A 21,307-nucleotide genomic window follows, 5' to 3' on the forward strand; every position below is an offset into this window, starting at 1 on the left:
ATGCAGTCAGCGCAGAGGGTGATCGCGGCAATGAAGGCGGCTGGCGCGCCGGCGCTGGCGGCGGGGCGGCCGGCATGAGCGCCGCGGCCGCGTTCGAAGCGCAGCGGCCGTTCCTGCGCGGGCTGGCCTATCGCATGCTCGGATCGCAGGCCGAGGCCGACGATGTCGTCCAGGATGCCTGGCTGCGCTGGCAGGCGGCGGACGCGGCGGCCGTGCAGGCGCCACGGGCTTTTCTGGCGCGCACCGTCACCCGCCTGTGCCTCGATCAGATGAAGTCGGCGCGGGTCCGGCGCGAGCAGTACTTCGGACCCTGGCTGCCGGAACCGGTGACCGACGACGAGGCCTGGCGGGTGCCCGGCCCGGAAGCGGCGAGCGAGCTGGCCAGCGACCTGTCGTACGCGTTCCTGCTCGCGCTCGAAAGACTGTCGCCGCTCGAACGTGCCGCCTTCCTGCTGCACGACGTCTTCGAGGTGGACTTCGCTGAAGTGGCCATGACCCTGCAGCGCAGTCCGGCGGCCTGCCGCCAGCTCGCGTCGCGGGCGCGCGACAATCTCCGCGGTGCGCGTCCGCGCTATGCCGCGACGCCGGCGCAGGGCGAGCGCCTGGCGCTGGCCTTCCTCGCGGCGAGCCGCGACGGCGATCTCGACCAGCTCAAGGAACTGCTCGCCGAGGATGCGCGGCTGATCTCCGACGGCGGCCGGCGCGTGGCCGCGATCGGCATTCCGATCGACGGCCGCGAGCGTATCGCGCGCGTCTTCGCCGGCATGCTGCGCAAACATCCGCTGCCCGCCGATACGCGCGTCGAGGCCTTGCGGATCAACGGACTGCCCGGGCTGCTGCTGCGCGCCGCCGACGGCACGCCGATCCAGACCATGGCGATCGAGCTCGACGCGGCGCTGCGCATCCGCGGTATCTACGTGATCCGCAATCCCGACAAGCTGCGCCGTTTCGCCGCCCCCTGAGCGGGGCACGTGGTCAGGCGCGATTCAGCGCCGCGCGGCAAGGTGGATCGGAGCGGCGGATCGCCCGCACCGACCACAGCCGACGGAGTCCAGCCATGGCAGCCAAACCGTTTCTGACCGATATCGAGACGATCCGGCGCCGGGCGCGCGAGCATTTGCTGCGCGGCGCGGTGACCGAGGGCTACGGCGCCGACCGCGATGCGGTCATCGCGCTGCTCAACGCAGCGCTGGCCACGGAAATCGTCTGCACGCTGCGCTATCGCTACCACCATCACGCTGCCTCGGGCATCCATGCCAAGAGCGTCGCCGCGGAATTCCTCGAACATGCCGAGGAGGAGCAGCAGCACGCCGACCAGCTCGCCGAGGGCATCACGCAACTCGGTGGCAGGCCGAATCTCTCGCCGGACGGCCTGCTCAGCCGCAGCCATTCCGAGTACGTGGAAGGCGAGGATCTCGTGCAGATGCTCGAGGAAGATCTGGTCGCCGAGCGCATCGCGATCGACAGCTATCGCGAGATCGTCCAGTACCTCGGCGATCGCGATCCGACGACGCGCCGCATGATGGAAGCGATCCTCGCCAAGGAGGAAGAGCATGCGGAGGATCTGAGCACGCTGCTCGGGGAGCTCGGGCGTCAGGGCGAGCCGGCGGCGGAGCCGCTGCGCCGCGCCGCCCGCTAACAGGCGGGGACGATGATGCGGGGCGCCGTTCGCGGCCGGCGGCCGGCCGTTGCGCCCGCCGGGCGCGTGTCTTCGGCGACGGCTTCGCCGCGCAGTGCGGTGCCGGCCTGCGTCGGGCGCCCTTTTGATCGGGACGCGGCCGCGCTAGGCTGCCGCAGGATTTCCGGCCCGGTGTTTTGCAATGAATCTGCCACGCCTGCTGTTTGCCCTCGGCTACGCGGGCCTTCTGCCGTTCATCGCCGGTCCGCTGTGGTTGAGCGTGGCGCCGCAGACCGCGCCGGAATGGCTCGATCGTGCGTGGCTGCTGTATGCGGCGATGATCGCGGCCTTCATGGCCGGCAGCTTCTGGGGTCTGGCGCTGGTCGTCGCCGAGAACCCGGCCGGCCTGTTCGGCATGGTGTTGTCGGCGGTGCTGATGCTGCTGGCCTGGGGCGCGTCGCTGCTGCCGTTCCGCGAGGCGCTGCCGGCGCTCGCCGGCGTCTTCGTGCTGCTGGGGCTTGCCGAGCTGTGGCGCGAGCGCGAGCTCGATCCGATGAGCAGCTACTTCCGGCTGCGCATCGTCCTGACGCTCGGCGTGCTGGTCTGCATCACCTGGCGTTTCCTGTTGGGCTGAGCGTCACGCTGGCGTGCGCATCGGAGCACCCGAACGCCGCGCGCGCTGCTATCGTCGCCGGGCGCTCGGGGGAGCGTATCCACGACAGGGAGATTCCATGAAGCATCGTCATCTCGCGGGACTGGCTGGGGTGCTGGCGCTTGCCGCCGCTGCACCGGCCCCGGCGCAGCAGGCGCCGGCGTACTATCCGGCCCGCTTCGGCTTCGTCGTCCAGGGCGCCGCCGAGTTCGGCGGCGACGAGGTCGCGCGCATCTATTTCGACGACAACAGCGACCAGAGCGTCGATGCCGGCCAGGGGCTCAGCGCGGCGCTCGGCTTCTATGTGCGGCCGTCGCCGCAGTGGTCGGCGCGCGCGACGGTCGGCTACAAGTACGTGACGACCCGTGCCTCGAACGCCGACATCTATCTGTCGCGCGTGCCCGTCGAGCTGATCGGCAGCTATCACTTCGATAACGGCGTGCGGCTCGGCGCCGGCGGCGTCTGGCACACCGCCATCAAGTTCCACGGCGATCACATCGCGCCCGACGTCGATTTCGACGATGCCTACGGCTATACGCTCGAAGTCGGCTGGCGCTGGGTCGTCGCCAGCTATACCGGCATGGACTACAAGGACGAGTTCGGCCATTCCTACAAGGCCGACAGCTACGGCATACGCGTGATCGGCGAGTTCTGAGTCGATTCGCGGTACCACGAAAAAGGGCCGGCAATGATGCCGGCCCTTTTTGCGTTGCTGCAGCGAGATTTCAGAACAGCGCCGCGTCGAGCGCCATCAGCGTGTCGCTGCCGGCGCGCGCCGAACGGATCTGGTACGCCGTCTCCGGCAGCAGCTTGGCGAAGTAGAAGCGGGCGGTCGCCAGCTTGGCCTTGTAGAAGTCGTCCTCGGGCTTGGCCAGCGCGACGGCGGCCATGCGCGCCCACAGGTACGAGTAGACGAGGTGGCCGACGACGCGCAGATACGGCACTGCGGCGGCGCCGAGTTCGTCCGGATTCTTCATCGCCTTCTGGCCGAGTTCTCCGGTCAGCTTCGTCACCTTGTCGCCGATGTCCATCAGCGGCTCGATGAATTCCTTCATCTCCGGATTGGCGGCCTGGGCCTTGATGAAATCCTGCACCAGCTTGCCGAACTTCATCAGCTTCTTGCCGCCGTCGAGCAGCACCTTGCGGCTGATCAGGTCGAGCGACTGGATGGTGTTGGTGCCTTCGTAGATCAGGTTGATGCGCGCGTCGCGCACGTACTGCTCGACGCCGGTTTCCTTGATGAAGCCGTGGCCGCCGAACACCTGCATGCCGAGATTGGTGCTCTCGAAGGCGTTGTCGGTGATGAAGGCCTTGACGATCGGCGTCAGCAGCGCGACCAGCTCGTCGGCTTCTTCGCGGACCTTCTCGTCCGTGTGCTTGTGCGACTGGTCGATCATCAGGCCGACCCAGTAGGTCAGGAAGCGGCCGGCTTCGTTGTACGCCTTCTGCGTCAGCAGCATGCGGCGCACGTCCGGGTGCACGATGATCGGGTCGGCCGGCTTGTCCTTCAGCTTCGGACCGGTCAGCGCGCGCGACTGCAGGCGTTCGCGGGCATAGGCCAGCGAGTTCTGGTACGCGACTTCGCCGAGACCCAGCGACTGCATGCCGACGCCGAGGCGCGCGCCGTTCATCATGATGAACATGCCGCTCATGCCCTTGTGCGGCTCGCCGACCAGCCAGCCCTTCGCGCCGTCGAGATTGATGACGCTGGTGGCGTTGCCGTGGATGCCCATCTTGTGCTCGATCGACGCGCACTTGACGGTGTTGCGCTCGCCCGGCGTGCCGTCGGCGTTCGGGATGAACTTGGGCACGATGAACAGCGAAATGCCCTTGGTGCCGGCCGGTGCATCCGGCAGGCGCGCGAGCACGAGGTGGATGATGTTGGCGGACAGATCATGCTCGCCGGCCGAGATGAAGATCTTGGTGCCGGAGATCGCGTAGGTGCCGTCGGCGTTCGGCTCGGCCTTGGTGCGGATGATGCCGAGGTCGGTGCCGGCGTGCGGCTCGGTCAGGCACATCGTGCCGGTCCACTCGCCGGAGACGATCTTCGGCAGATAGGCCTGCTTGAGTTCGTCGCTGCCGCGCGCGATCAGCGCCGCGTAGGCGCCGTGCGACAGGCCCGGGTACATGGTCCAGGCCTGATTCGCCGAGTTCAGCATTTCGTACAGCACGTTGTTGACCAGTTCCGGCAGGCCCTGACCGCCGAAATCCGGATCGCAGGACAGCGACGGCCAGCCGGCCTCGCAGTACTGCGCATAGGCTTCCTTGAAGCCCTTCGGCGCCTTGACGACGCCGTCGCCGACGTAGGTGCAGCCCTCTTCGTCGCCGGACTGGTTCAGCGGGAAGATGACGTTGGCGGCGAACTTGCCGGCTTCCTCGATCACCGAGTTGACGGTGTCGGCGTCGAGATCGGCGTGCGGCGGCATTTCCTTGAAGGCCTGCTCGACGTTGAGCATCTCGTGGAGGACGAACTGCATGTCGCGCAGCGGGGGCGTGTATTGCGGCATCGAAAAGCTCCGGATCTGAAAGGGAAAAGGTTTGCGCGTTCGCGGGAACGCCCGAAATTCGATGGACCATACTGTACCGTATGTTTCTGCCGCGATGCAGCATCCGTGATGAATTTCCGACAGGCCGTTCGTCGGCGGGATGCGGCCCGCCGTCCGCACGCGCCGCATCCCTTTCCTTGCCGGCGCTGACGCGGCCACAAAAAAAGGGCCGGCAGCGGCCGGCCCTTGTTGCCCCTCTGGCTTCAGGATCGTCGCCGCCGGCAGATCGCCGCGACCGCCAGCAGGCCGAGCAGGCCGGCCGCGTCCATGGCGCCGCCTCCGCCGCCGCTGGCGGCGACCGTGACGTTCAGTGTCGCCGGTTCGGACTCGCGCCGCCCGTTGCTGGCGACGAGCGTGTAGCGCAGCGTCTGGCCGGCGGCTGCATCGGGTATGGCCAGCGTATAGCCGCCGTCCGGCGTAGCGACGATCGGCGCGGCCGGGCCGGCGGTCTGCTGCCAGCGGAACTGCAGCGTGTCGCCGTCGAGCGCGCCGCTGCTGCCCGCCGTCGTCAGCGTCAGGGTCTCGCCGCGCCGCGCCTGCAGCTCGAGACTGGCAGCGCCGTCGATGCGGGCCTGCGGATAGCCTTCGACGCGCACCGAAGGGACTTCGGCGGCGCGGGCTTCGCCGTCGCCGAGACGGTACTCGACGGGCAGCGCCACGGTCTGCGTCAGCTGCACCGCCGACGTCGCCAGCACCAGTGCGTACTGCGTGGCGGATGCGCCGGCGGGCAGCGTCCAGCGCAGACGCGCGCCGTCGACGCTGGCGCCCTCGGCGGATTCGACGCTGAGCGGCTCCGGGATCTCGACGTCGACGGTCGTCGCCTGCGCGCCGCCGGCGAGCTGCAGCGTGTAGCGCAGCGGAGCGCCGGACAGCAGCTCGGTCGTCTCCGTGTCCACCGTGACGCCGTCCTGGGTACGCGACAGTTCGACGATGCCGAACGGGCCGTTGTCGGCACCGACGGCGTCGACCGGGCGCGCCGAGAACACGGCGAACGCGGTATCTCCAGAGCGCAGCGCCGGCAGGTTCCAGCCGATGTCCACCGCGTACGGCTCGCCGAAGGTGGTCGAGGCAGGTCCGCTCATGGTCAGGCCGTCGATATCGTTCCTCACCTGCGCCGCCAGCAGCGTGTGCGTGTCGCCGGTTGCGTTGCCGGCGTAGTTGTGCACAGCGATCCAGTAGCTGCCCGGCTGCGGATCCACGATCACGCATTCCTCATCGGCGTCGTCGTCGGCGCAGACGCAGTAGAAGGCTGCGCTTTCGGTGACATCCGGGCGGCCATTGAGATTGCCGTCGAGACCAATGAACAGATCGAGATCATTGGCCGTCGCATCGACGATGCGCACGACCAGCAGCTTGGTGTTGCTGCGGACCTCGAGCGGCACGATCTGCAGGCTTTCCGGATGATCCGGCACGAAATCGTCCGGCGTCGGATCCGGGAACAAGGTCGCTGGATAGCGCTGCGCGATGCTCCAGCCCCACAGACCGTACTGCACGGCGCCGCCGGTGGAGTGCAGTCCTCCGATGCGCTGCGTGCCCTGCTTGCCGGTGGCGGCGATGCGCGTGTATGCCGGCACATCGCTCGTGCGCAACTCGGCGCGGACGGGAAAGCGCAGCGTCGGTTGCGTCGCGTCGTCCGAGCGCAATTCAACGCTGCCGCCGACGCTGCCTCCACTGGCCGGTCCGCTGGCCGCGAGCGTGACGGTCAAGGCCTGCGTCTGTCCGGCGGCCAGGGTGAAGCGGGCAGGTTCCACCGAAATGCCTGTGTTGGGTGTGTCGGTGCTGGTGCTGGCCATATAGGTGCCGGCGCGCGCCGCGCGAACGGTACGCGTCCAGCGGCATTGCAGCACACACGATCCGGCGACCAACGAGGGCAGGTTCAGCGTGCTGGGCGAGCCGCCGGACTGCGGATCCGCCGTCTGATAGCGGGTCGCGTTTTCGTGGAGCAGCAGACCGGCCTGCAGCGCGGCATCCGCGCGTACGCGGCCCGTGCCGACCTCGAACACGCCGGCGGTTTCGCCCGATTGGGTGCGCATGTCGGCCTTCGCGGTCGCGACCAGCGCCGATTGCGCTTCGGCCGGCGTCCAGTCCGGATGCGCGGCGGCGAGCAGCGCCAGCGTGCCGGCCACATGCGGGCTCGCCATCGAAGTGCCGCTGAGAAAGCCGTACGGTGCCGGGTGCACGCCTTCGGCCGGCCACAGAAGATCGGGGCTGAAGGCCGCATAGATGTTCACGCCAGGGGCGGCGATATCCGGCTTGATCCAGTCCTTATACGGCAGCGCAGGACCGCGCGAGCTGAAGTCGGCGACGACGTCGGCGACCGCCGGGTCTGGGGCCGGCACACTGGCGCCGATCGTCGCCAAGTGCGGTGTGCCGCTGTCGCCGGCGAGCCAGTTGCGCAGCGCGGTGCCTGCTGCGAGGTCGACGTGGATCGCCGGCAGGACGTGGAAATCCTCGACGACATCATCGGCGGCGGGATCGACATTGGCGAGAATCATGCCGCCGGCGCCACCGGCGAGCACGTTTGCGCCTTTCTCGACCCGTGCGTTCTCGCCGCGTGAGCAGATTACGATCTCCCCCGTGAAGGTTCCGGCCGGGAATGGTGCCTGGCACAGCGCGTCGCCGTAGCGGGCAGCATCGACGACGACGCCGGTATAGCCGCCGGTGACGCCGCGGCCGGTGATCGTCGATGGCGGCGCACCGCCGCTGAAGTCGCCGATCGTCTTCGGCGTGTATGCGCGATCGTGCGTGCTCGCGGCGACTGCCGTCACCCACGGGGCGCTGCCCGGAGAACTGATCGTGCTGGCGTCCGGGCCATTGTTGCCGGCCGAAACGGCGACGTGGATGCCGGCTTCGCGTGCGGAAAGGAAGGCCAGGCCGTCGGCCGACTCCCAGGGACTTTTGATGGGGCCGCCGATCGAGTAGTTCAGCACACGCACGCCGTGTTCGATCGCGTGTTCGACGGCGCGCACGGCGATGTCCGGCACGCAGGGAGCGCCGTCGCCCGGAAAGCAGACTTGATAGGCGACGATGTTGGCATGCGGCGCGACACCGCTGAGCTGCGGGAAGGATTGTTGCGCGAGCTGGCCGAGCGCGTTGTAGATCGGCACCTCGCTGAGGACGTTGCCGGCAACGGTCGAAGCGGTGTGCGTGCCATGACCGTTGTAATCGATGCCGTTGGGTTCGCGCAGATGGGCGTAGCTCGATGTGATTTCCTCGTAACTCACGATCCCGATCAGCTTGTCATTGCATAAATCAGGGCGTGGCACGCAGTCGCCGAGGTAGACGCCGTCGCCGAGCGGATTGCGGTGCTGGTAGCCGTCGCCGCCGACGGCTGCGAACGACGGCGCTTCCGGGCGGATGCCGGTATCGATGACGCCGACGATGACGCCTTCGCCCTGCGTCGGCAAAGCAGCCGGCACGCCGGCCCAGACGGTGTGGGCAGCGATCCACTGCGGGCCCCGATCGGTCTGCAGGTAGCGTGGCTCGGCACGTTCGACCGTGCGCACCGGTGCCAGGCCGCGCAGCGACTGTGCCTCGGCCTCGCTCAGATATAGCGTCAGAGCGTTGAGCGCGATACGGAACTGCTGGCGCGGCGCCGCTGCGCGACCGATCTTGCGCTGTATGCCGCTGAGCGCGCTGGTCTGGCGGGCTTGCAGATAGTCGAGGTAGGCGATGCTGCGCGCGCTCTTGACGTCCAGCACGCCGCGCTTCGTCGCGTTGCGGCCGGCGCTGGCGGCGAGGCTGGTCGCCGCCAGATTCTTGAGGCGACCGTCGTAACGGGCCAGCGGCTCGTCCTTCAGATGCACGAAGTACAGCGCGCGGCTGTGCTCGTCGCGCAGGTACGCGGCCGCGGCTCCGCCCTTGAGCGCTGTCGCCGTGCTGCTGCGCGGCTGCGGCCGGCTCGGCTCTTCGGCAGCATGCGCCGGCAGCGCGCCCGCCGCTGACAGGATGCCCGCCGACAGCAGGCCGAGCACGAAGCCCGCGCGCCTCATGCGCCGGCGTAGCGTCGCACGCAGGCCCGTCATCAGGACAAGCAGCAGGCCGGCCGCCGGCGACCAGGCGCCACCGCCGTCCTTGTGCACGACATCGGTCCCGCGCACTTTCAGCGCCAGCACCTTCTCGGCACTGCGCTCGCCGTCGTCGGCCTTGATCGTGACGCTGAAATCGCCCGCCAGTGTCGGCGTGCCGTGCACGTCGCCGGTCACCGCGTCCAGCGCCAGGCCGGCCGGCAACTCGCTCGCTGTATAAGTCAGCGGCGTGCCGTCGGCGTCGCGGAAGCTGGTGCCGAGCGCGACGCGATATGGGGTTTGCGTGGCGGCGTCCGGGAGCGCGCTGCCTTCGCCGATCCACTCCGGCGAGTTGTCATTGACGTCCATCACCTGCACGGAAATGTCTACGGTCGCGCCCAAGGCCTGCCCGTACTGCGCGTGTACCGGCACGATCAGCGTGGCCGCCATCTCGTGGTCGAGCCCGGCAGGGTTGCTCAGCACCAGATCTCCTTCATCCGTGATGCTGAAGGGATCGCCCGGAACCGCGCCGGCGAGCACGAGTCGATAAAATTCGGATGTCTTGCCGATGCCGAAGAACTGCTCGACATCGGTCTCTATGCGGCCCAGTACGGTGCCCGGTGCGGCATCTTCTCGCACCGAGAAGGTCTGATCCGCGCGAGGTGCTGCGTAGGGCGACACTTCGCTGTAGTCGATCGGAGAGAACAGCGCGAAGTCGTCGGTCAGGCTGATGAGCAGGAAGCCGTCGTGCTCGTAGAGACGCCCCTCTGATGTCGGGCCGATGCCGCCATCCTGCTTCGCCCCGGTCAAGGTCAGGGTCGCGCCGCCTGCGGCGCCGAGCCGCTCGACGTAATTGCTCGGCGAGCCTTCCGGTTCGCGCAACAAGGCGTCATAGCCGGGCCGCATGGGATTGTGCAGGAAGAGGTCATTCTCCTGACGGGGGATCGCGTCGCGATCCGTCGAGAACACCCAGCGCAATCTTGCATCGAACGCGGCAGGGCTCGTGACGTCGTCGTGATAGAGCTCATCGAGGCAGACCTCGCTGACGACGTTGCGCGTATGGCTGGACATCTTGGCGGGGAGCTTGGCACGACGATAGCGCCCCGTCGGGTTGCTCGGGTCGTAGGGGATCGTGAGATCGATGTAGGTCGTGAAGGGCTGACCCTGGGCATCAATTTCAACCCAGCCGTAGCCGATGGTGTCGGTCGTGACGTCGGATCTGAAAGGGTTGGGCGTGATCTCCCAGTACAGCAATTGCGAGCCGCGCTCGAAGTAATTGGCCAGCGCGATCGCGGCGGGGGAGAAAAAGCTCGCCGCGATCGACAGCTTCTGGCCGGAGCTGCATCGGGCTTCGTCGAAGACGCGAACGCCGACATAGCGCAGCATGTGGCCGGACGCTTTCTGCTTGTCGTATTCGGGATAATCGACACGCGCGACGACGGGGTAAACGGCAAACTCCGCGGTGTGAAGATTGTCGTTGCGGAAGTCCTGCGTCAGTTCGACGGTATCCTCGATGCCGAGATACTGCTTCCAGTACTCATTGTTGTAGCCCTCGTACATCGTTTCGGCGAGCTTGGTAATGCTGGTCTTCGACCGCGCCATCAACAGCCAGCTGACGGCCACATCCGGCGACCCGGGCCGCGACAGCACCAGATAACCGGAAAGCTCGGCCTGAGACCATTTCGCGGCGCTGAAATCGCCAGTTTCACGCAGGGTCCAGGGCGGCAGCTTTGCGGCATCCAGTTCGAAGGTGACCGGAATGCTGATGCTGCTGCTGGCGGGGACCTGGACGCTGACTGGCGCCTCGATCTTCAGCGCGGAGAATCCTGGCTTTTCGCCGACCCTCTGAACCTGAAGTGTGTAGCTCTGCGCTTGGTTCGAAATGTTCCGAATGCGGAGATGGCGAACATAGCGCTGCGTTCCGGATACTTCTTTGAAGCCCAGATAGATCGAAGGCTGACGGGTGTCCTCATCCCATGCGAGTAAGGGAGTGGCGATCGCGCCCTCGAGGTTCTCCCGGCCTAGTCCGGAACGGCTGATATCAGCGGGCTGGTCGGGATTCGCGGGCTCGTGGCCGACATCGCGTGTCCCGGTGTTCACCAGTGCAGCCTTCAGCTCGAGGCTGCTGAGCGAAGGGCGCTGCTGCTTCAGAATGGCGAGCGCTGCGGCAATTCGCGCCGCTGCTGCATCGACACCGGTCCGCACTTCCATGCCGTCTCCGTTGCCAACGGAGGCTCCGTTGATGGAGACGCTGTCGCTGACCAGCTCGGGCTTCAGGAAGCGTGCCGTGCCGCGTACCGGACCGCGGCCCGAGAACGACGTCACCACATCGGCGTCTCCAATCCGCTCCAGGCCTCCGACCGTGACGGCGTCCGGCACGGAACCGGCAGGTGCGATGCTGTAAGGAGAGTCGTAGATGAGCTCGCCGCTGCCGACGACGACCGGAATGCCGCGCGCGGCCACGCCGGCGATCATCGCTGCGATCATGCTGTCGGGAGACGGACTGGTGCTGCCTGGATCGTAGTAGGCAAAGCTGCCGGCGTCGTCATCGTAGAGCAGGACGTCGACGTGGTCCGAGGTATCGCCATCGAGATTCGGATCGAGCGCCGCTTCGAAGGCGGCCGCGAGCGCTTCGAACTCGTACTTCAGAACCCGTGTGCCCTGACTCTCGAAGACCGCACTGCTCTTGAGTGCCACCAGCTTCGCGCCGGGGGCAAGACGGTGGATGATGCTGGCGAGGTAGGTGCCCCGACCTGTCGGATAGACGAAGCCGTTGCTTTCCCAGGGCAGCTTGGAATCGATCGGATTCCGGTCACGGGATGCCAGATTGCTCTCGGCGGCGAGGTCGATGCCGCCTACCACGACGTCAGCCGGAAATTCGTCGAACGGCGCCGCGGCATTTGCCCATGCGGAGTCGTATGCGGCTTGTGTTCCCGGGCCGCCGAGGGCGGCGTGTGTGTAGTCGATGCCGGTACTGATGATGCCGACGCGAACGTTTTTTCCGGCCTGTGGGTCGTTGCTGAGCGGCAACTCGACAACGGCGGCTGAATTCGCGAGGGTGGCGCCAGGAATCGAAGTGGTGGTTTTTCCGGTGCTGCGCGCGACAGCCGCCGGCGTGTAGCGTGCGATCTGTACGCCGATCACGCCAGGTATCTGTTGCAGGCGGCTGGCACTGTCTTCCGGTGCCTCGACTATTGCGAACTGCGGCCACAGGCGCGAGCGCCAGCGCAGCTTCGCACTTGGAGCGACCCTGGCGAGCGCCGCGCCCAGCTTTCGTTCATCGAGCGAGGTATCGGCGAGTTGCAGCGTATATCGCGGTGCGGTCGCGGAGGGATTGGCCGTGTCCATGGTCTGGAGATGCAGGCGTTCTGGCGGCGCGTGAGAGGCGCCGAACGCGCTGGTGGTGAGCAGGGTGGCAACAAGGCCGGTGAGCAGATGACGCATGGAAGCCCCTTCAGAGAATCGACGGGTGCCGTGATAGCGTCCGCGGCTGGAGACCGGCAATGCGCACGCCACCGCTTTTTTCTCGAAACAACATCATTTTTTTGTCATTTTCTTCTGGAACATGGGCTTGCGAGCCGTCCATCGAGCACCGGCCGTGGCTTTCAGCAGGGATGTGAAGGGCAATGAAGGGTTCCGCGGAGGCGCGCGGCGCGACCGTGCTGAAGATCGGTGACTGGCATTTCGAGCCGGCGTCGCGGCGGCTGTGGCGTGAGGCCCGTAGCGAGACGCTGCCACTGAAGGTCGCCGAAGTGCTGCAGGCGCTGGCAGCGCAGCCCGGCGTCGTTGTCGGCCGCGAGCAGTTGATCGAGCAGGTCTGGCTCGGCAACGCCTATACCGGTCCGCGCGGTCTGACTAATGCGATCTGGCAACTACGCCGCCTGTTCGACGACGGGGACGTAGCGGACAGCGCCATCGAGACCATCGCCAAGACCGGGTATCGGCTGACACTGCCGGTGCTGGCGCTCGACGAACCGGCGCCGCGACGGCGCTGGATTCCGGCGGTGCTGCTCGCCGTGCTGGCGCTCGGGGCCGTGGCGGCGGCACTGCGCCCGTGGCACGTGTACGCGCCGCCGCTGCCAACCTCTGCTGCGCTGCCGCGGCCGGAATCGTTGACCGAGTACGACGGCATGGAGGAATACCCGAATCTGTCGCCCGACGGGCGCTGGCTGGCGTTCACCTGGGAGCGCGAGGATCGTCCGAGCCAGATCTATGCCCGCGACCTGCGCGATCCGGCGGCGCCGCTGCGGCAGCTGACGCTGGGTGCAGACAGCGAACTGCGGCCGGTATTGGGTCCGGGCGGCCAGTCGCTGGCGTTCGCGCGCGTGACGCCGGCCGGTGACTGCACGGTATGGGTACGCGACCTGCGGAGCTTCGAGGAGCGGCGCGTCGCAGCCTGCTTCTACGAGCGCCTGCATGCGATCTTCGACTGGTCGCCCGACGGAAGAACCTTCGCGATCGCGCAACGCGATGCCGGAGGCGGCACGGTCTCGATCTTCCTCTATGACATCGATGGCCGACTGCTGCGGCGTCTGACGCAGTCGATCGATGGGCAGCAGGACAGTCAGATGGCGTTCTCGCATGACGGGCGTCGTCTCGCCTTCGTGCGTCGTGGCTACAGCAGTGGCGAGCTTTACGTTGCAGATCTCGCGAGCGGGCAGCTGCAGCAGCTGACGCACGACGGCGCGGCCGGCGTGTTCGGTCTCACCTGGCTGGCCGGTGACCGCGAACTCGCCTTCAACTCGACGCGCGACGGCAATTTCGCCATCTGGCACATCGCTGCCGCCGGCGGGGAGCCGCGGCTCTATTCGCGCCTCGAATCGCCTTTCAACATGGATTCATTCCCGGGCGGCGGCATTGTCGTCGCGCAGCACCGCACCGCCGAGCAGATCGAGATCCGCTCGCTGCGCGACGGCAGTCTGGCGTCAACGATCTCGTCGAGCGGGCGCGATCTCTACGCGCAGTGGCTGGCCGGGCTGCAGCGGATTCTGCTGATCTCGACGCGCAGCGGCCGCCTCGAGCTGTGGAGCACGGACGCGACCGGACGCAATGCGCGGCGCCTGCCGCTGCCGCGCGGCACCTTCGGCGTTCCGGCGGCGGCACCGTTAGGCAGTGCTTACGCAGTCGCAGTGCGGCCTTTCGGTGCACGGCACGATGCCCTTTACCTCGGCGACGACGGTACGCGTGCCGGCCACGCCGTACTTGAGGACGCACACGATTACCAGAATGTCAGCTTCGAGCCCGATGGTCGCGCTCTGATCGTCAGCAGCAACCGCAGCGGCAGCTGGCAGCTTTGGCGTTACGCGATCGACGGTGGCGCGCTGGCACCGCTGACGCAGCGCGGTGGCGTCTACGGCCAGCGCGTCGCCGATGGGCTGTATCACACGCGGCCGGGAATGCCCGGCCTGTGGCGACTGCGCATCGGCAGCGCCGCCGAGCCGGAGCGCGTACTCGACGCGCTCGGCATCGACGACTGGGGCAACTGGCGGATTCGCGGCGACGCGCTGTACTACGTGCTGCGGACGCCGACGCATGACCGCCTGATGCAACGCTCACTGCGTGGCGGCGCCGAGCGTGCGGTCGTCGAGCTGCCACGCAATGCGATCCGCATCTACAACTCGATCGCGCTGGCGGACGACGAACGTGTGCTGCTGACGGTCCTCGGTCGTCGCCAGACCGATCTGGTGGCACTACGCGGCGATTGAGCGGAATCATTTCCGCCGAGCCGGCAGTAACGAAAAGGCCTTCCGCTGCGACGGGAGGCCTTTTGCGAGGCAACGTGCGGGCGTCGGCTTACGCCGCTTTCGACTGTGCGGGCGCCGAGCTGCGGATCAGGTGGTCGAAAGCGGACAGCGCGGCCTTCGAGCCTTCGCCCATGGCGATGACGATCTGCTTGTACGGCACCGTCGTCACGTCGCCGGCGGCGAACACGCCGGGCACCGAGGTCTGGCCGCGCGCGTCGATCTCGATCTCGCCGCGCGGCGAGAGCTTGACCGTGTCCTTGAGCCATTCGCTGTTCGGCAGCAGGCCGATCTGCACGAAGATGCCTTCGAGCTCGACACGCCGCGTCTCGCCGCTCTTGCGGTCCTTGTAGACGAGGCCGTTGACCTTCTGCCCGTCGCCGGTGACCTCGGTGGTCTGCGCCGAGGTGATGACGGTGACGTTCGGCAGGCTGAACAGCTTGCGTTGCAGCACCGCGTCGGCGCGTAGCTGGCCGTCGAACTCGAGCAGCGTCACGTGGCTGACGATGCCGGCGAGGTCGATCGCCGCCTCGACGCCGGAGTTGCCGCCGCCGATCACCGCCACACGCTTGCCCTTGAACAGCGGGCCGTCGCAGTGCGGGCAGTAGGCCACGCCCTTGTTGCGGTACTCGTTCTCGCCGGGCACGTTCATCTGCCGCCAGCGCGCGCCGGTGGCGACGACCACGGTCTTCGACTTCAGCGTCGCGCCGTTGGCGAACCGCACCTCGATCAGGCCGTCGGCGCCGGCCGGCACCAGCTTCTCGGCGCGCTGCAGGTTCATGATGTCGACGTCATAGGCCTGCACATGCTGCTGCAGCGCCGCGGCGAGCTTCGGGCCCTCGGTCTCCGGCACGGAAATGAAGTTCTCGATCGCCATGGTATCGAGCACCTGGCCGCCGAAGCGCTCGGCGGCAACGCCGGTGCGGATGCCCTTGCGCGCGGCATAGATCGCCGCCGCAGCGCCGGCCGGGCCGCCGCCGACGACCAGCACGTCGAACGGGGCCTTGGCCTTGAGCTTGTCGGCCTCGCGCGCCGCCGCGCCGGTGTCGAGCCTGGCGACGATCTGCTCCAGATCCATGCGGCCCTGGGCGAACGGCTCGCCGTTGAGGAACACGCTCGGCACCGACAGCACCTGACGCTGCTCGACCTCGGCCTGGAACAGCGCGCCGTCGATGGCGACATGCTCGACGTTCGGGTTCAGCACCGCCATCAGGTTCAGCGCCTGCACGACGTCCGGGCAGTTCTGGCAGCTCAGCGAGAAATACGTTTCGAACTTGAAGCTGCCCTGCAGGCCCTTGATCTGTTCGACGAGCTCGGCCGAGGCCTTCGACGGATGACCGCCGACCTGCAGCAGCGCCAGCACGAGCGAAGTGAACTCGTGGCCCATCGGAATGCCGGCGAAGCGCAGGTGGATCATCTGGCCCGGCGTGCCCAGCGCGAACGAGGGCTTGCGGGCGTCGTCGCCGCGGGTGTCCAGCGTGATCTTGCCGGACAGGGTCGTCAGCTCCTTGAGCAGCTCGAGCATCTCCTGCGACTTGGCGCTGTCGTCGACGGACGCGACGATCTCGATCGGCCGCGTGACCTTTTCCAGATAGGCCTGCAACTGGGTCTTGAGATTGGCGTCCAGCATGGGACTGCTCCTGGGAATTCGGGGATGAGAAAGGCGCAACCTCGCCCGGCCGGGGTTCGGGGGGAACCGGGCGGGGTGCGCTTGCCGCAATCGGCGGGTGGCGGTGCAGCGCCGGGGCGCCGTACCGCCGGATGCCGCTGTTAGATCTTGCCGACCAGATCGAGCGACGGCGCGAGGGTCTTCTCGCCTTCCTTCCACTTGGCCGGGCAGACCTCGCCCGGGTGGCTGGCGACGTAGATCGCGGCCTTGACCTTGCGCAGCAACTCCTTGGCGTCACGGCCGATGCCTTCGGCGGTGATCTCGATCGCCTGGATCACGCCGTTCGGGTCGACGATGAAGGTGCCGCGGTCGGCGAGGCCGGACGGACGCAGGATTTCGAAGTTCGTCGAGATCGCGTGCGTCGGGTCGCCGATCATGGCGTACTTGATCTTGCCGATCGCCGGCGAGGTGTCGTGCCAGGCCTTGTGCGAGAAGTGCGTGTCGGTCGAAACCGAGTAGATCTCGACGCCGAGCTTCTGGAATTCCGCGTAGTTGTCGGCGAGGTCTTCGAGCTCGGTCGGGCAGACGAAGGTGAAGTCGGCCGGGTAGAACACGACGACCGACCACTTGCCCTTCAGGCTCTGGTCGGAGACTTCGATGAATTTGCCGTCCTTGAACGCGGTGGCGGTGAACGGCTTGATCTCGGTGTTGATGATCGACATCGGAAAGTCCTCTTGAGTCGGTGGTGGTGAATCAGGAAGCCCATCGTAGGCGCATCCGGGCCATGTTAGAAATTGATTGTTGTCATTCCCTTCATTGGTTCAATCTATTAAGCGCCTGCGCCGGGCCGATCGGGTCTGCCGACCGGCCGGCGCCGAGGGCATCGGCAACGAAAAAGGGCCGGCCTTGCGGCCGGCCCCAGGGGCACGTTCAAGCGACAGGCGTTCAGGCGGCGCGGGCGAAGGCGCCGCTCTGGTAATCCTGGATGGCCTGCTCGATCTCCTCGCGCGTGTTCATCACGAACGGGCCGTACTGCACCACCGGCTCGCTGATCGGTCGCGCCGCCAGCAGCAGGAAGCGCGCGCCGTTCGGGCCGGCGTCGATGCGGACTTCATCGCCGCCGTCGAGCACGCCGGCCGCGCGATTCGGCAGCGGTTTGCCGGCGATCGTCGCCTCGCCCTCGTAGACGTAGGCGAAGCCGCCGAGCTGCGGCGGCAGGGCGTGAGTGAACGACACGCCGGCCGGCAGGCGCACGTCGAAGTACAGCGGCGCGGTCGTCAGCGGTGCCGATGCCGGGCTGATCGGGCCGTCGACGCTGCGGCCGTCGGCCTGCAGGGTGCCGGCGATCACGCGCACCTCGGCGCCGCTGGCGAGCGGTACCGCCGGCACCTCGGACGCCGGGATGTCGCGGTAGCTCGCGGGCTTCATCTTCTCGGTCGACGGCAGGTTGAGCCAGAGCTGGAAACCGCGCATGCGGCCTTCGGTCTGCTGCGGCATCTCGGAGTGGATGATGCCGCGCGCGGCGGTCATCCACTGCACGCTGCCGGGGCCGAGATCGCCGGTGTTGCCGAGATGGTCCTGGTGCTGCATGTGGCCGTCGAGCATGTAGGTGACGGTTTCGAAGCCGCGGTGCGGGTGCGGCGGGAAGCCGGCGATGTAATCGTCCGGATTGTCGGAATAGAACTCGTCGAGCATCAGGAACGGATCGACGTACAGGCCGCGCTGGCTGCCGATGCTGCGACGCAGCTTGACGCCGGCGCCGTCGGCGGTGGCGATCGACGGGATCACGTGACGCAGGGTACGAACGGTGCTCATGACATCTCTCCTTGGCTGAGGCGCGGATGTGAAGTCCGCGCCCCGTGGGTGACGACGCCCGGCGGGCGCCGTCGACAGGCTTAAGACGGGCGGCGCAGCTGGTCCAGGCTCAGGCGTCCGGCGCCGTGGGCGACCAGGAACAGGAAGCCGCCGGCGATTGCGAAGTTCTTCAGGTACATGATCTGGTTGACCTGATCCGGTGCGCCGTGAAACAGCACGGCGGCGGCGATGCTGAAGCCGGCCAGCAGCAGGGCGATCGGTCGCGTGAACAGGCCGAGCACGATGGCGATGCCGCCGCCGAGCTCGAGCGCGATCACCAGCGGCAGGACGGCGCCCGGCACGCCCATCGCCGCCATGTACTGCTGGGTGCCGGCATAGCCGGTGACCTTGCCCCAGCCGGAGATCACGAACAGCGCCGCGATCAGGACCCGGCCGGCGAGGTCGGCGTAGGGTTTGAGGCTGTCGAAAATCTTGTCCATGTTCAGGTTCCCGTTGCGTCGAGTTCAGGCTGCGAGCTGTTCGATCTGCTGCGAGGCGGCTTCGAGCGCGGTGCGCTTGGCATCCTCGCTCACGTTCAGACCTTCGGCATAGACGAACTCGATGCTCTTCAGGCCGATGAAGTTGAGGAAGGCCTTCACGAACGGCGTCTGCGAGTCGGCCGGCGTGTCCTTGTAGAAGCCGCCGCGCGCCGCGAATACGTAAACCTTGCGGTCGGCGAGCAGGCCTTCCGGACCGTTGGCGGTGTAGCGGAAGGTGATGCCGTTGCGGGCGAGGTGGTCGAAGTAGGCCTTCAGCGTCGACGGCACGCCGAAGTTGTAGAGCGGCAGGCCGATGACGACGACGTCGGCCGCCTTCAGCTCGTCGATCAGCTCCTGGCTGGCGTCGGCATGCGCCTGCTGTGCCGCCGTGCGCTGTTCGGGGGGCGTGAAGAAGGCCTGCACGCGCTCGGCGCTCAGGTGCGGCAGCGGCTCGCTGCCGAGGTCGCGGACGACGACGCGGCCGTCCGGGTGGTTCTTCTGCCACTGCGCGACGAACTCGTTGGCGAGCTTGGTCGAATTGCCGTGGTCGGAAAAGACGCTGGTTTTGATCTGAAGCAGGGTGGTCATGGCACGACTCCGTGGCTTGCGCCGGTGTTCTTGAAGAGGTGGCGCCATTTAACGATTGCAGGATTCGATAAAAAAGCGGAATTTATCGGCCTTAAACATCGAACCGTTCGATATGAGCCATCCCAAGATCACACTCGAACAGTGGCGCGCGCTGACCGCCGTCGTCGAAGCCGGTGGCTATGCGCAGGCTGCCGAGGTCCTGCACAAGACGCAGTCGACGATCACCTATGCGGTGCAGAAGATCGAGACGCTGCTCGGCTTGAAGATCTTCGAGATCCACGGCCGCAAGGCGCAGCTGACGCGCGAAGGCGAGGTGCTGTACCGTCGCGCGCAGACGCTGCTGGCCGAAGCGGCGGCGCTCGAGGACGGCGCGACCGGGCTGGCCGAGGGCTGGGAGGCCGAGATCAACGTCGCCGCCGAAATCGTGTTCCCGACCTGGCTGCTGCTGCGCTGCTTCGAGGCCTTCGCTCAAGAGCATCCGCAGACCCGCATCCAGTTCTACGAGACCGTGCTCGGCGGCACCGACGAGGCGCTGCTCGAGCGCAAGGTCGACTTCGCGATCGCCGCGCACGTGCCCGGCGGCTTCATCGGCGATTCGCTGATGCGTGTGCGCTTCGTCGCCGCTGCGCACCCGGATCATCCGCTGCATCGGCTCGGCCGCGAGCTGACCTATCGCGACCTGCGGCCGTACCGGCAGCTGGTGATACGGGATTCCGCGCAGAGCCGCGTTCGCGATTCCGGCGCCTGGCTCGGCGCCGATCAGCGCTGGACGGTGACGCACAAGGCCACGCAGATCGCCGCCGCGCGGATGGGACTCGGCTTCGCCTGGTTCGCCGAGGAAACCATACGTGGCGAGCTCGAACGCGGCGAACTCAAGCGCCTGCCGCTGCGCGAGGGCGGCGAGCGTTACGCCGAGCTCTACCTCGTCTTTGCCGACCGCGATTATCCGGGGCGCGGCGCCTGGCGGCTGTCCGAGATCATTCGCGAACAGGTCCGCGACATGTGCGCGCTGGCCGGCAAGATCGAGCGCGGCGAGGTCGACAAGCCCGCGCAGTGTCCGGGGGCGGCCTGAAGCGATCGGACGCGGCCTGCGTGGCCGCCGCGTTCATTTTGCCGTCAGCGCGCTGCGCATCGCGCCAAAGCGGCGGCGGTACTGCAGCGGGGACAGGCCGACCTGGCGGCGGAACAGGCGGCCGAAGAATCCGGCGTCCTCGTAGCCGACGGCGTTGGCGATCGCCTCGATCGGTTCGTTGCCGGCCTCGAGCATCTGTTTGGCTTCCTCGAGACGCAAGGTATGCACGTATTCGAGCGGCGCGAGTCCGGTGGCTTTCTCGAAGCGGCGCTTGAAGGTGCGCTCGGCCAGTTCGCTGAGGCGCGCCATCGCGGCGACCGGTGAAGGGACGGCGTAGTGCTCGGCGATCCATACCTGGCAGCGCGCGATGATGGCATCCGCGGCCTGCGGCGTGCGTGCCAGCCGCGCGTACGGCTGCTGGCCTGCGGCGTGCCATTCGATGAGGTTCATGCGCGCGGCCTGCATCGCCCGCTCGATGCCGGCCAGGCGCGCGATCAGGTATAGCGTGAGATCGCTCCACGAGGTGCCGCCGCCGGCCATGATGAGACGGTGGCCTTGCCCCGAGATGACGAGCGCGCTCCGGGTGCGCATGCGGATGCGCGGATGGCGTTGCGCGATGGCGGCAGCGTAGGCCCAGTGCGTGGTCGCGTCGCAGTCGTCGAGCAGGCCGGTCTCGGCGAGCAGCACGGTGCCGGAGCAGGCCGATGCGAGGACGGCACCGCTGGCGTGGCAGCGACGCAGCCATTCGACCTCGCGCGCGAAGCGGCCATCCTCGATCGGGACCAGCGGATCGACGGCGAGATCGGGCACGCAGACGACGTCGGGCACCGGAATCTCGTCGAAGCTCGCCTCGGGCGTGATGCTGACGCCGTTGAGGACCTTGAAGCTTTCCGCGCGCGAGGCAACGACGACGGTGCGTACGGCGCCGGCGCCCGGCGCGCCGGCGACGAGATAGTCCCAGTCGCGGCCGGCGGAGAGGAAGACGTCATACATGCCGTAGAGGACCGAGGCGGAGCTCTCGGGCATCGCCAGGATCGCGACCAGGGGCTGGCGGGGTATGGACATGGCCGAATCGTCCGATCCTTTGCCGAAATGACTGCGGGTATGCGCTGTACGGCAGTCTATCGTAGGGTCTCACGCA

14 protein-coding genes are annotated in these 21,307 nt (G+C 67.4%); 6 read left to right on the plus strand and 8 right to left on the minus strand.

The window, feature by feature from the left end:
- Window positions 1–74: 74 nt before the first annotated feature.
- The 4 genes from sigJ (at window position 75) to K343_RS23435 (ending at window position 2,925) form a co-directional block, all read left to right on the plus strand.
- Window positions 75–962 carry an RNA polymerase sigma factor SigJ gene (gene sigJ / locus K343_RS0111505; RefSeq protein WP_028008208.1) on the plus strand — a complete coding sequence of 296 codons (888 nt, stop codon included), beginning with the start codon at window positions 75–77 and terminating at the stop codon, window positions 960–962.
- 95 nt (window positions 963–1,057) lie between these two features.
- Window positions 1,058–1,639, plus strand: coding sequence for a ferritin-like domain-containing protein (locus K343_RS0111510; protein ID WP_028008209.1), 582 nt, complete (start codon window positions 1,058–1,060; stop codon window positions 1,637–1,639).
- Between the two features lie 181 nt (window positions 1,640–1,820).
- Window positions 1,821–2,252: a DUF3429 domain-containing protein gene (locus K343_RS23430; protein ID WP_028008210.1), complete on the plus strand. Its 432-nt coding sequence runs from the start codon at window positions 1,821–1,823 to the stop codon at window positions 2,250–2,252.
- A gap of 97 nt (window positions 2,253–2,349) precedes the next feature.
- Entirely contained in the window at window positions 2,350–2,925 is a 576-nt protein-coding gene (locus tag K343_RS23435; protein WP_154662530.1) for a hypothetical protein, read from the plus strand.
- 70 nt (window positions 2,926–2,995) lie between these two features.
- Here K343_RS23435 and K343_RS0111525 read toward each other — a convergent pair whose 3' ends face one another.
- On the minus strand, window positions 2,996–4,777 hold the full coding sequence (locus tag K343_RS0111525) for an acyl-CoA dehydrogenase C-terminal domain-containing protein (protein ID WP_028008211.1): 1,782 nt from the start codon (window positions 4,775–4,777) through the stop codon (window positions 2,996–2,998).
- A 242-nt stretch (window positions 4,778–5,019) separates the two neighbouring features.
- A complete protein-coding gene (locus K343_RS23440; protein WP_084615841.1) occupies window positions 5,020–12,267 on the minus strand; it encodes a S8 family serine peptidase in 7,248 nt (2,415 codons plus the stop codon).
- A gap of 182 nt (window positions 12,268–12,449) precedes the next feature.
- Here K343_RS23440 and K343_RS0111535 point away from each other — a divergent pair, with 182 nt between their 5' ends.
- Window positions 12,450–14,528 (plus strand): winged helix-turn-helix domain-containing protein, encoded by a 2,079-nt coding sequence (locus tag K343_RS0111535; protein WP_028008212.1) that lies wholly within the window; start codon window positions 12,450–12,452, stop codon window positions 14,526–14,528.
- A gap of 88 nt (window positions 14,529–14,616) precedes the next feature.
- On the opposite strand, the gene ahpF is transcribed toward K343_RS0111535, so the two are convergent.
- The 5 genes from ahpF to K343_RS0111560 all read right to left on the minus strand — a co-directional run bounded on the left by ahpF (window position 14,617) and on the right by K343_RS0111560 (window position 19,094).
- Window positions 14,617–16,194 (minus strand): alkyl hydroperoxide reductase subunit F, encoded by a 1,578-nt coding sequence (ahpF, locus tag K343_RS0111540; protein WP_028008213.1) that lies wholly within the window; start codon window positions 16,192–16,194, stop codon window positions 14,617–14,619.
- Between the two features lie 140 nt (window positions 16,195–16,334).
- Window positions 16,335–16,895: an alkyl hydroperoxide reductase subunit C gene (ahpC, locus tag K343_RS0111545; protein ID WP_028008214.1), complete on the minus strand. Its 561-nt coding sequence runs from the start codon at window positions 16,893–16,895 to the stop codon at window positions 16,335–16,337.
- A gap of 223 nt (window positions 16,896–17,118) precedes the next feature.
- Entirely contained in the window at window positions 17,119–17,988 is an 870-nt protein-coding gene (locus tag K343_RS0111550; protein ID WP_028008215.1) for a pirin family protein, read from the minus strand.
- An 80-nt stretch (window positions 17,989–18,068) separates the two neighbouring features.
- Window positions 18,069–18,467, minus strand: a complete 399-nt coding sequence (locus tag K343_RS0111555) for a DoxX family protein (protein WP_028008216.1) — start codon at window positions 18,465–18,467, stop codon at window positions 18,069–18,071.
- 24 nt (window positions 18,468–18,491) lie between these two features.
- Window positions 18,492–19,094, minus strand: a complete 603-nt coding sequence (locus tag K343_RS0111560) for an FMN-dependent NADH-azoreductase (protein WP_028008217.1) — start codon at window positions 19,092–19,094, stop codon at window positions 18,492–18,494.
- Between the two features lie 112 nt (window positions 19,095–19,206).
- Between K343_RS0111560 and K343_RS0111565 the strand changes: the two genes are divergently transcribed.
- Window positions 19,207–20,166, plus strand: coding sequence for a LysR family transcriptional regulator (locus K343_RS0111565; RefSeq protein WP_028008218.1), 960 nt, complete (start codon window positions 19,207–19,209; stop codon window positions 20,164–20,166).
- 33 nt (window positions 20,167–20,199) lie between these two features.
- On the opposite strand, the gene K343_RS0111570 is transcribed toward K343_RS0111565, so the two are convergent.
- Window positions 20,200–21,231: a GlxA family transcriptional regulator gene (locus K343_RS0111570; RefSeq protein ID WP_043112559.1), complete on the minus strand. Its 1,032-nt coding sequence runs from the start codon at window positions 21,229–21,231 to the stop codon at window positions 20,200–20,202.
- Between the last annotated feature and the right edge of the window lie 76 nt (window positions 21,232–21,307).

Origin of the sequence: Solimonas flava DSM 18980 (genome assembly GCF_000426685.1) — a bacterium.
GTDB classification, from domain to species: Bacteria; Pseudomonadota; Gammaproteobacteria; order Nevskiales; family Nevskiaceae; genus Solimonas; species Solimonas flava.

Excerpts from the sequence above, each read along its gene's own strand:
- sigJ (WP_028008208.1), top strand. The coding sequence starts at position 75 with ATGAGCGCCGCGGCCGCGTTCGAAGCGCAGCGGCCGTTCCTGCGCGGG.
- K343_RS0111510 (WP_028008209.1), top strand. The coding sequence starts at position 1,058 with ATGGCAGCCAAACCGTTTCTGACCGATATCGAGACGATCCGGCGCCGG.
- K343_RS23430 (WP_028008210.1), top strand. The coding sequence starts at position 1,821 with ATGAATCTGCCACGCCTGCTGTTTGCCCTCGGCTACGCGGGCCTTCTG.
- K343_RS23435 (WP_154662530.1), top strand. The coding sequence starts at position 2,350 with ATGAAGCATCGTCATCTCGCGGGACTGGCTGGGGTGCTGGCGCTTGCC.
- K343_RS0111525 (WP_028008211.1), bottom strand. The coding sequence starts at position 4,777 with ATGCCGCAATACACGCCCCCGCTGCGCGACATGCAGTTCGTCCTCCAC.
- K343_RS23440 (WP_084615841.1), bottom strand. The coding sequence starts at position 12,267 with ATGCGTCATCTGCTCACCGGCCTTGTTGCCACCCTGCTCACCACCAGC.
- K343_RS0111535 (WP_028008212.1), top strand. The coding sequence starts at position 12,450 with ATGAAGGGTTCCGCGGAGGCGCGCGGCGCGACCGTGCTGAAGATCGGT.
- ahpF (WP_028008213.1), bottom strand. The coding sequence starts at position 16,194 with ATGCTGGACGCCAATCTCAAGACCCAGTTGCAGGCCTATCTGGAAAAG.
- ahpC (WP_028008214.1), bottom strand. The coding sequence starts at position 16,895 with ATGTCGATCATCAACACCGAGATCAAGCCGTTCACCGCCACCGCGTTC.
- K343_RS0111550 (WP_028008215.1), bottom strand. The coding sequence starts at position 17,988 with ATGAGCACCGTTCGTACCCTGCGTCACGTGATCCCGTCGATCGCCACC.
- K343_RS0111555 (WP_028008216.1), bottom strand. The coding sequence starts at position 18,467 with ATGGACAAGATTTTCGACAGCCTCAAACCCTACGCCGACCTCGCCGGC.
- K343_RS0111560 (WP_028008217.1), bottom strand. The coding sequence starts at position 19,094 with ATGACCACCCTGCTTCAGATCAAAACCAGCGTCTTTTCCGACCACGGC.
- K343_RS0111565 (WP_028008218.1), top strand. The coding sequence starts at position 19,207 with ATGAGCCATCCCAAGATCACACTCGAACAGTGGCGCGCGCTGACCGCC.
- K343_RS0111570 (WP_043112559.1), bottom strand. The coding sequence starts at position 21,231 with ATGTCCATACCCCGCCAGCCCCTGGTCGCGATCCTGGCGATGCCCGAG.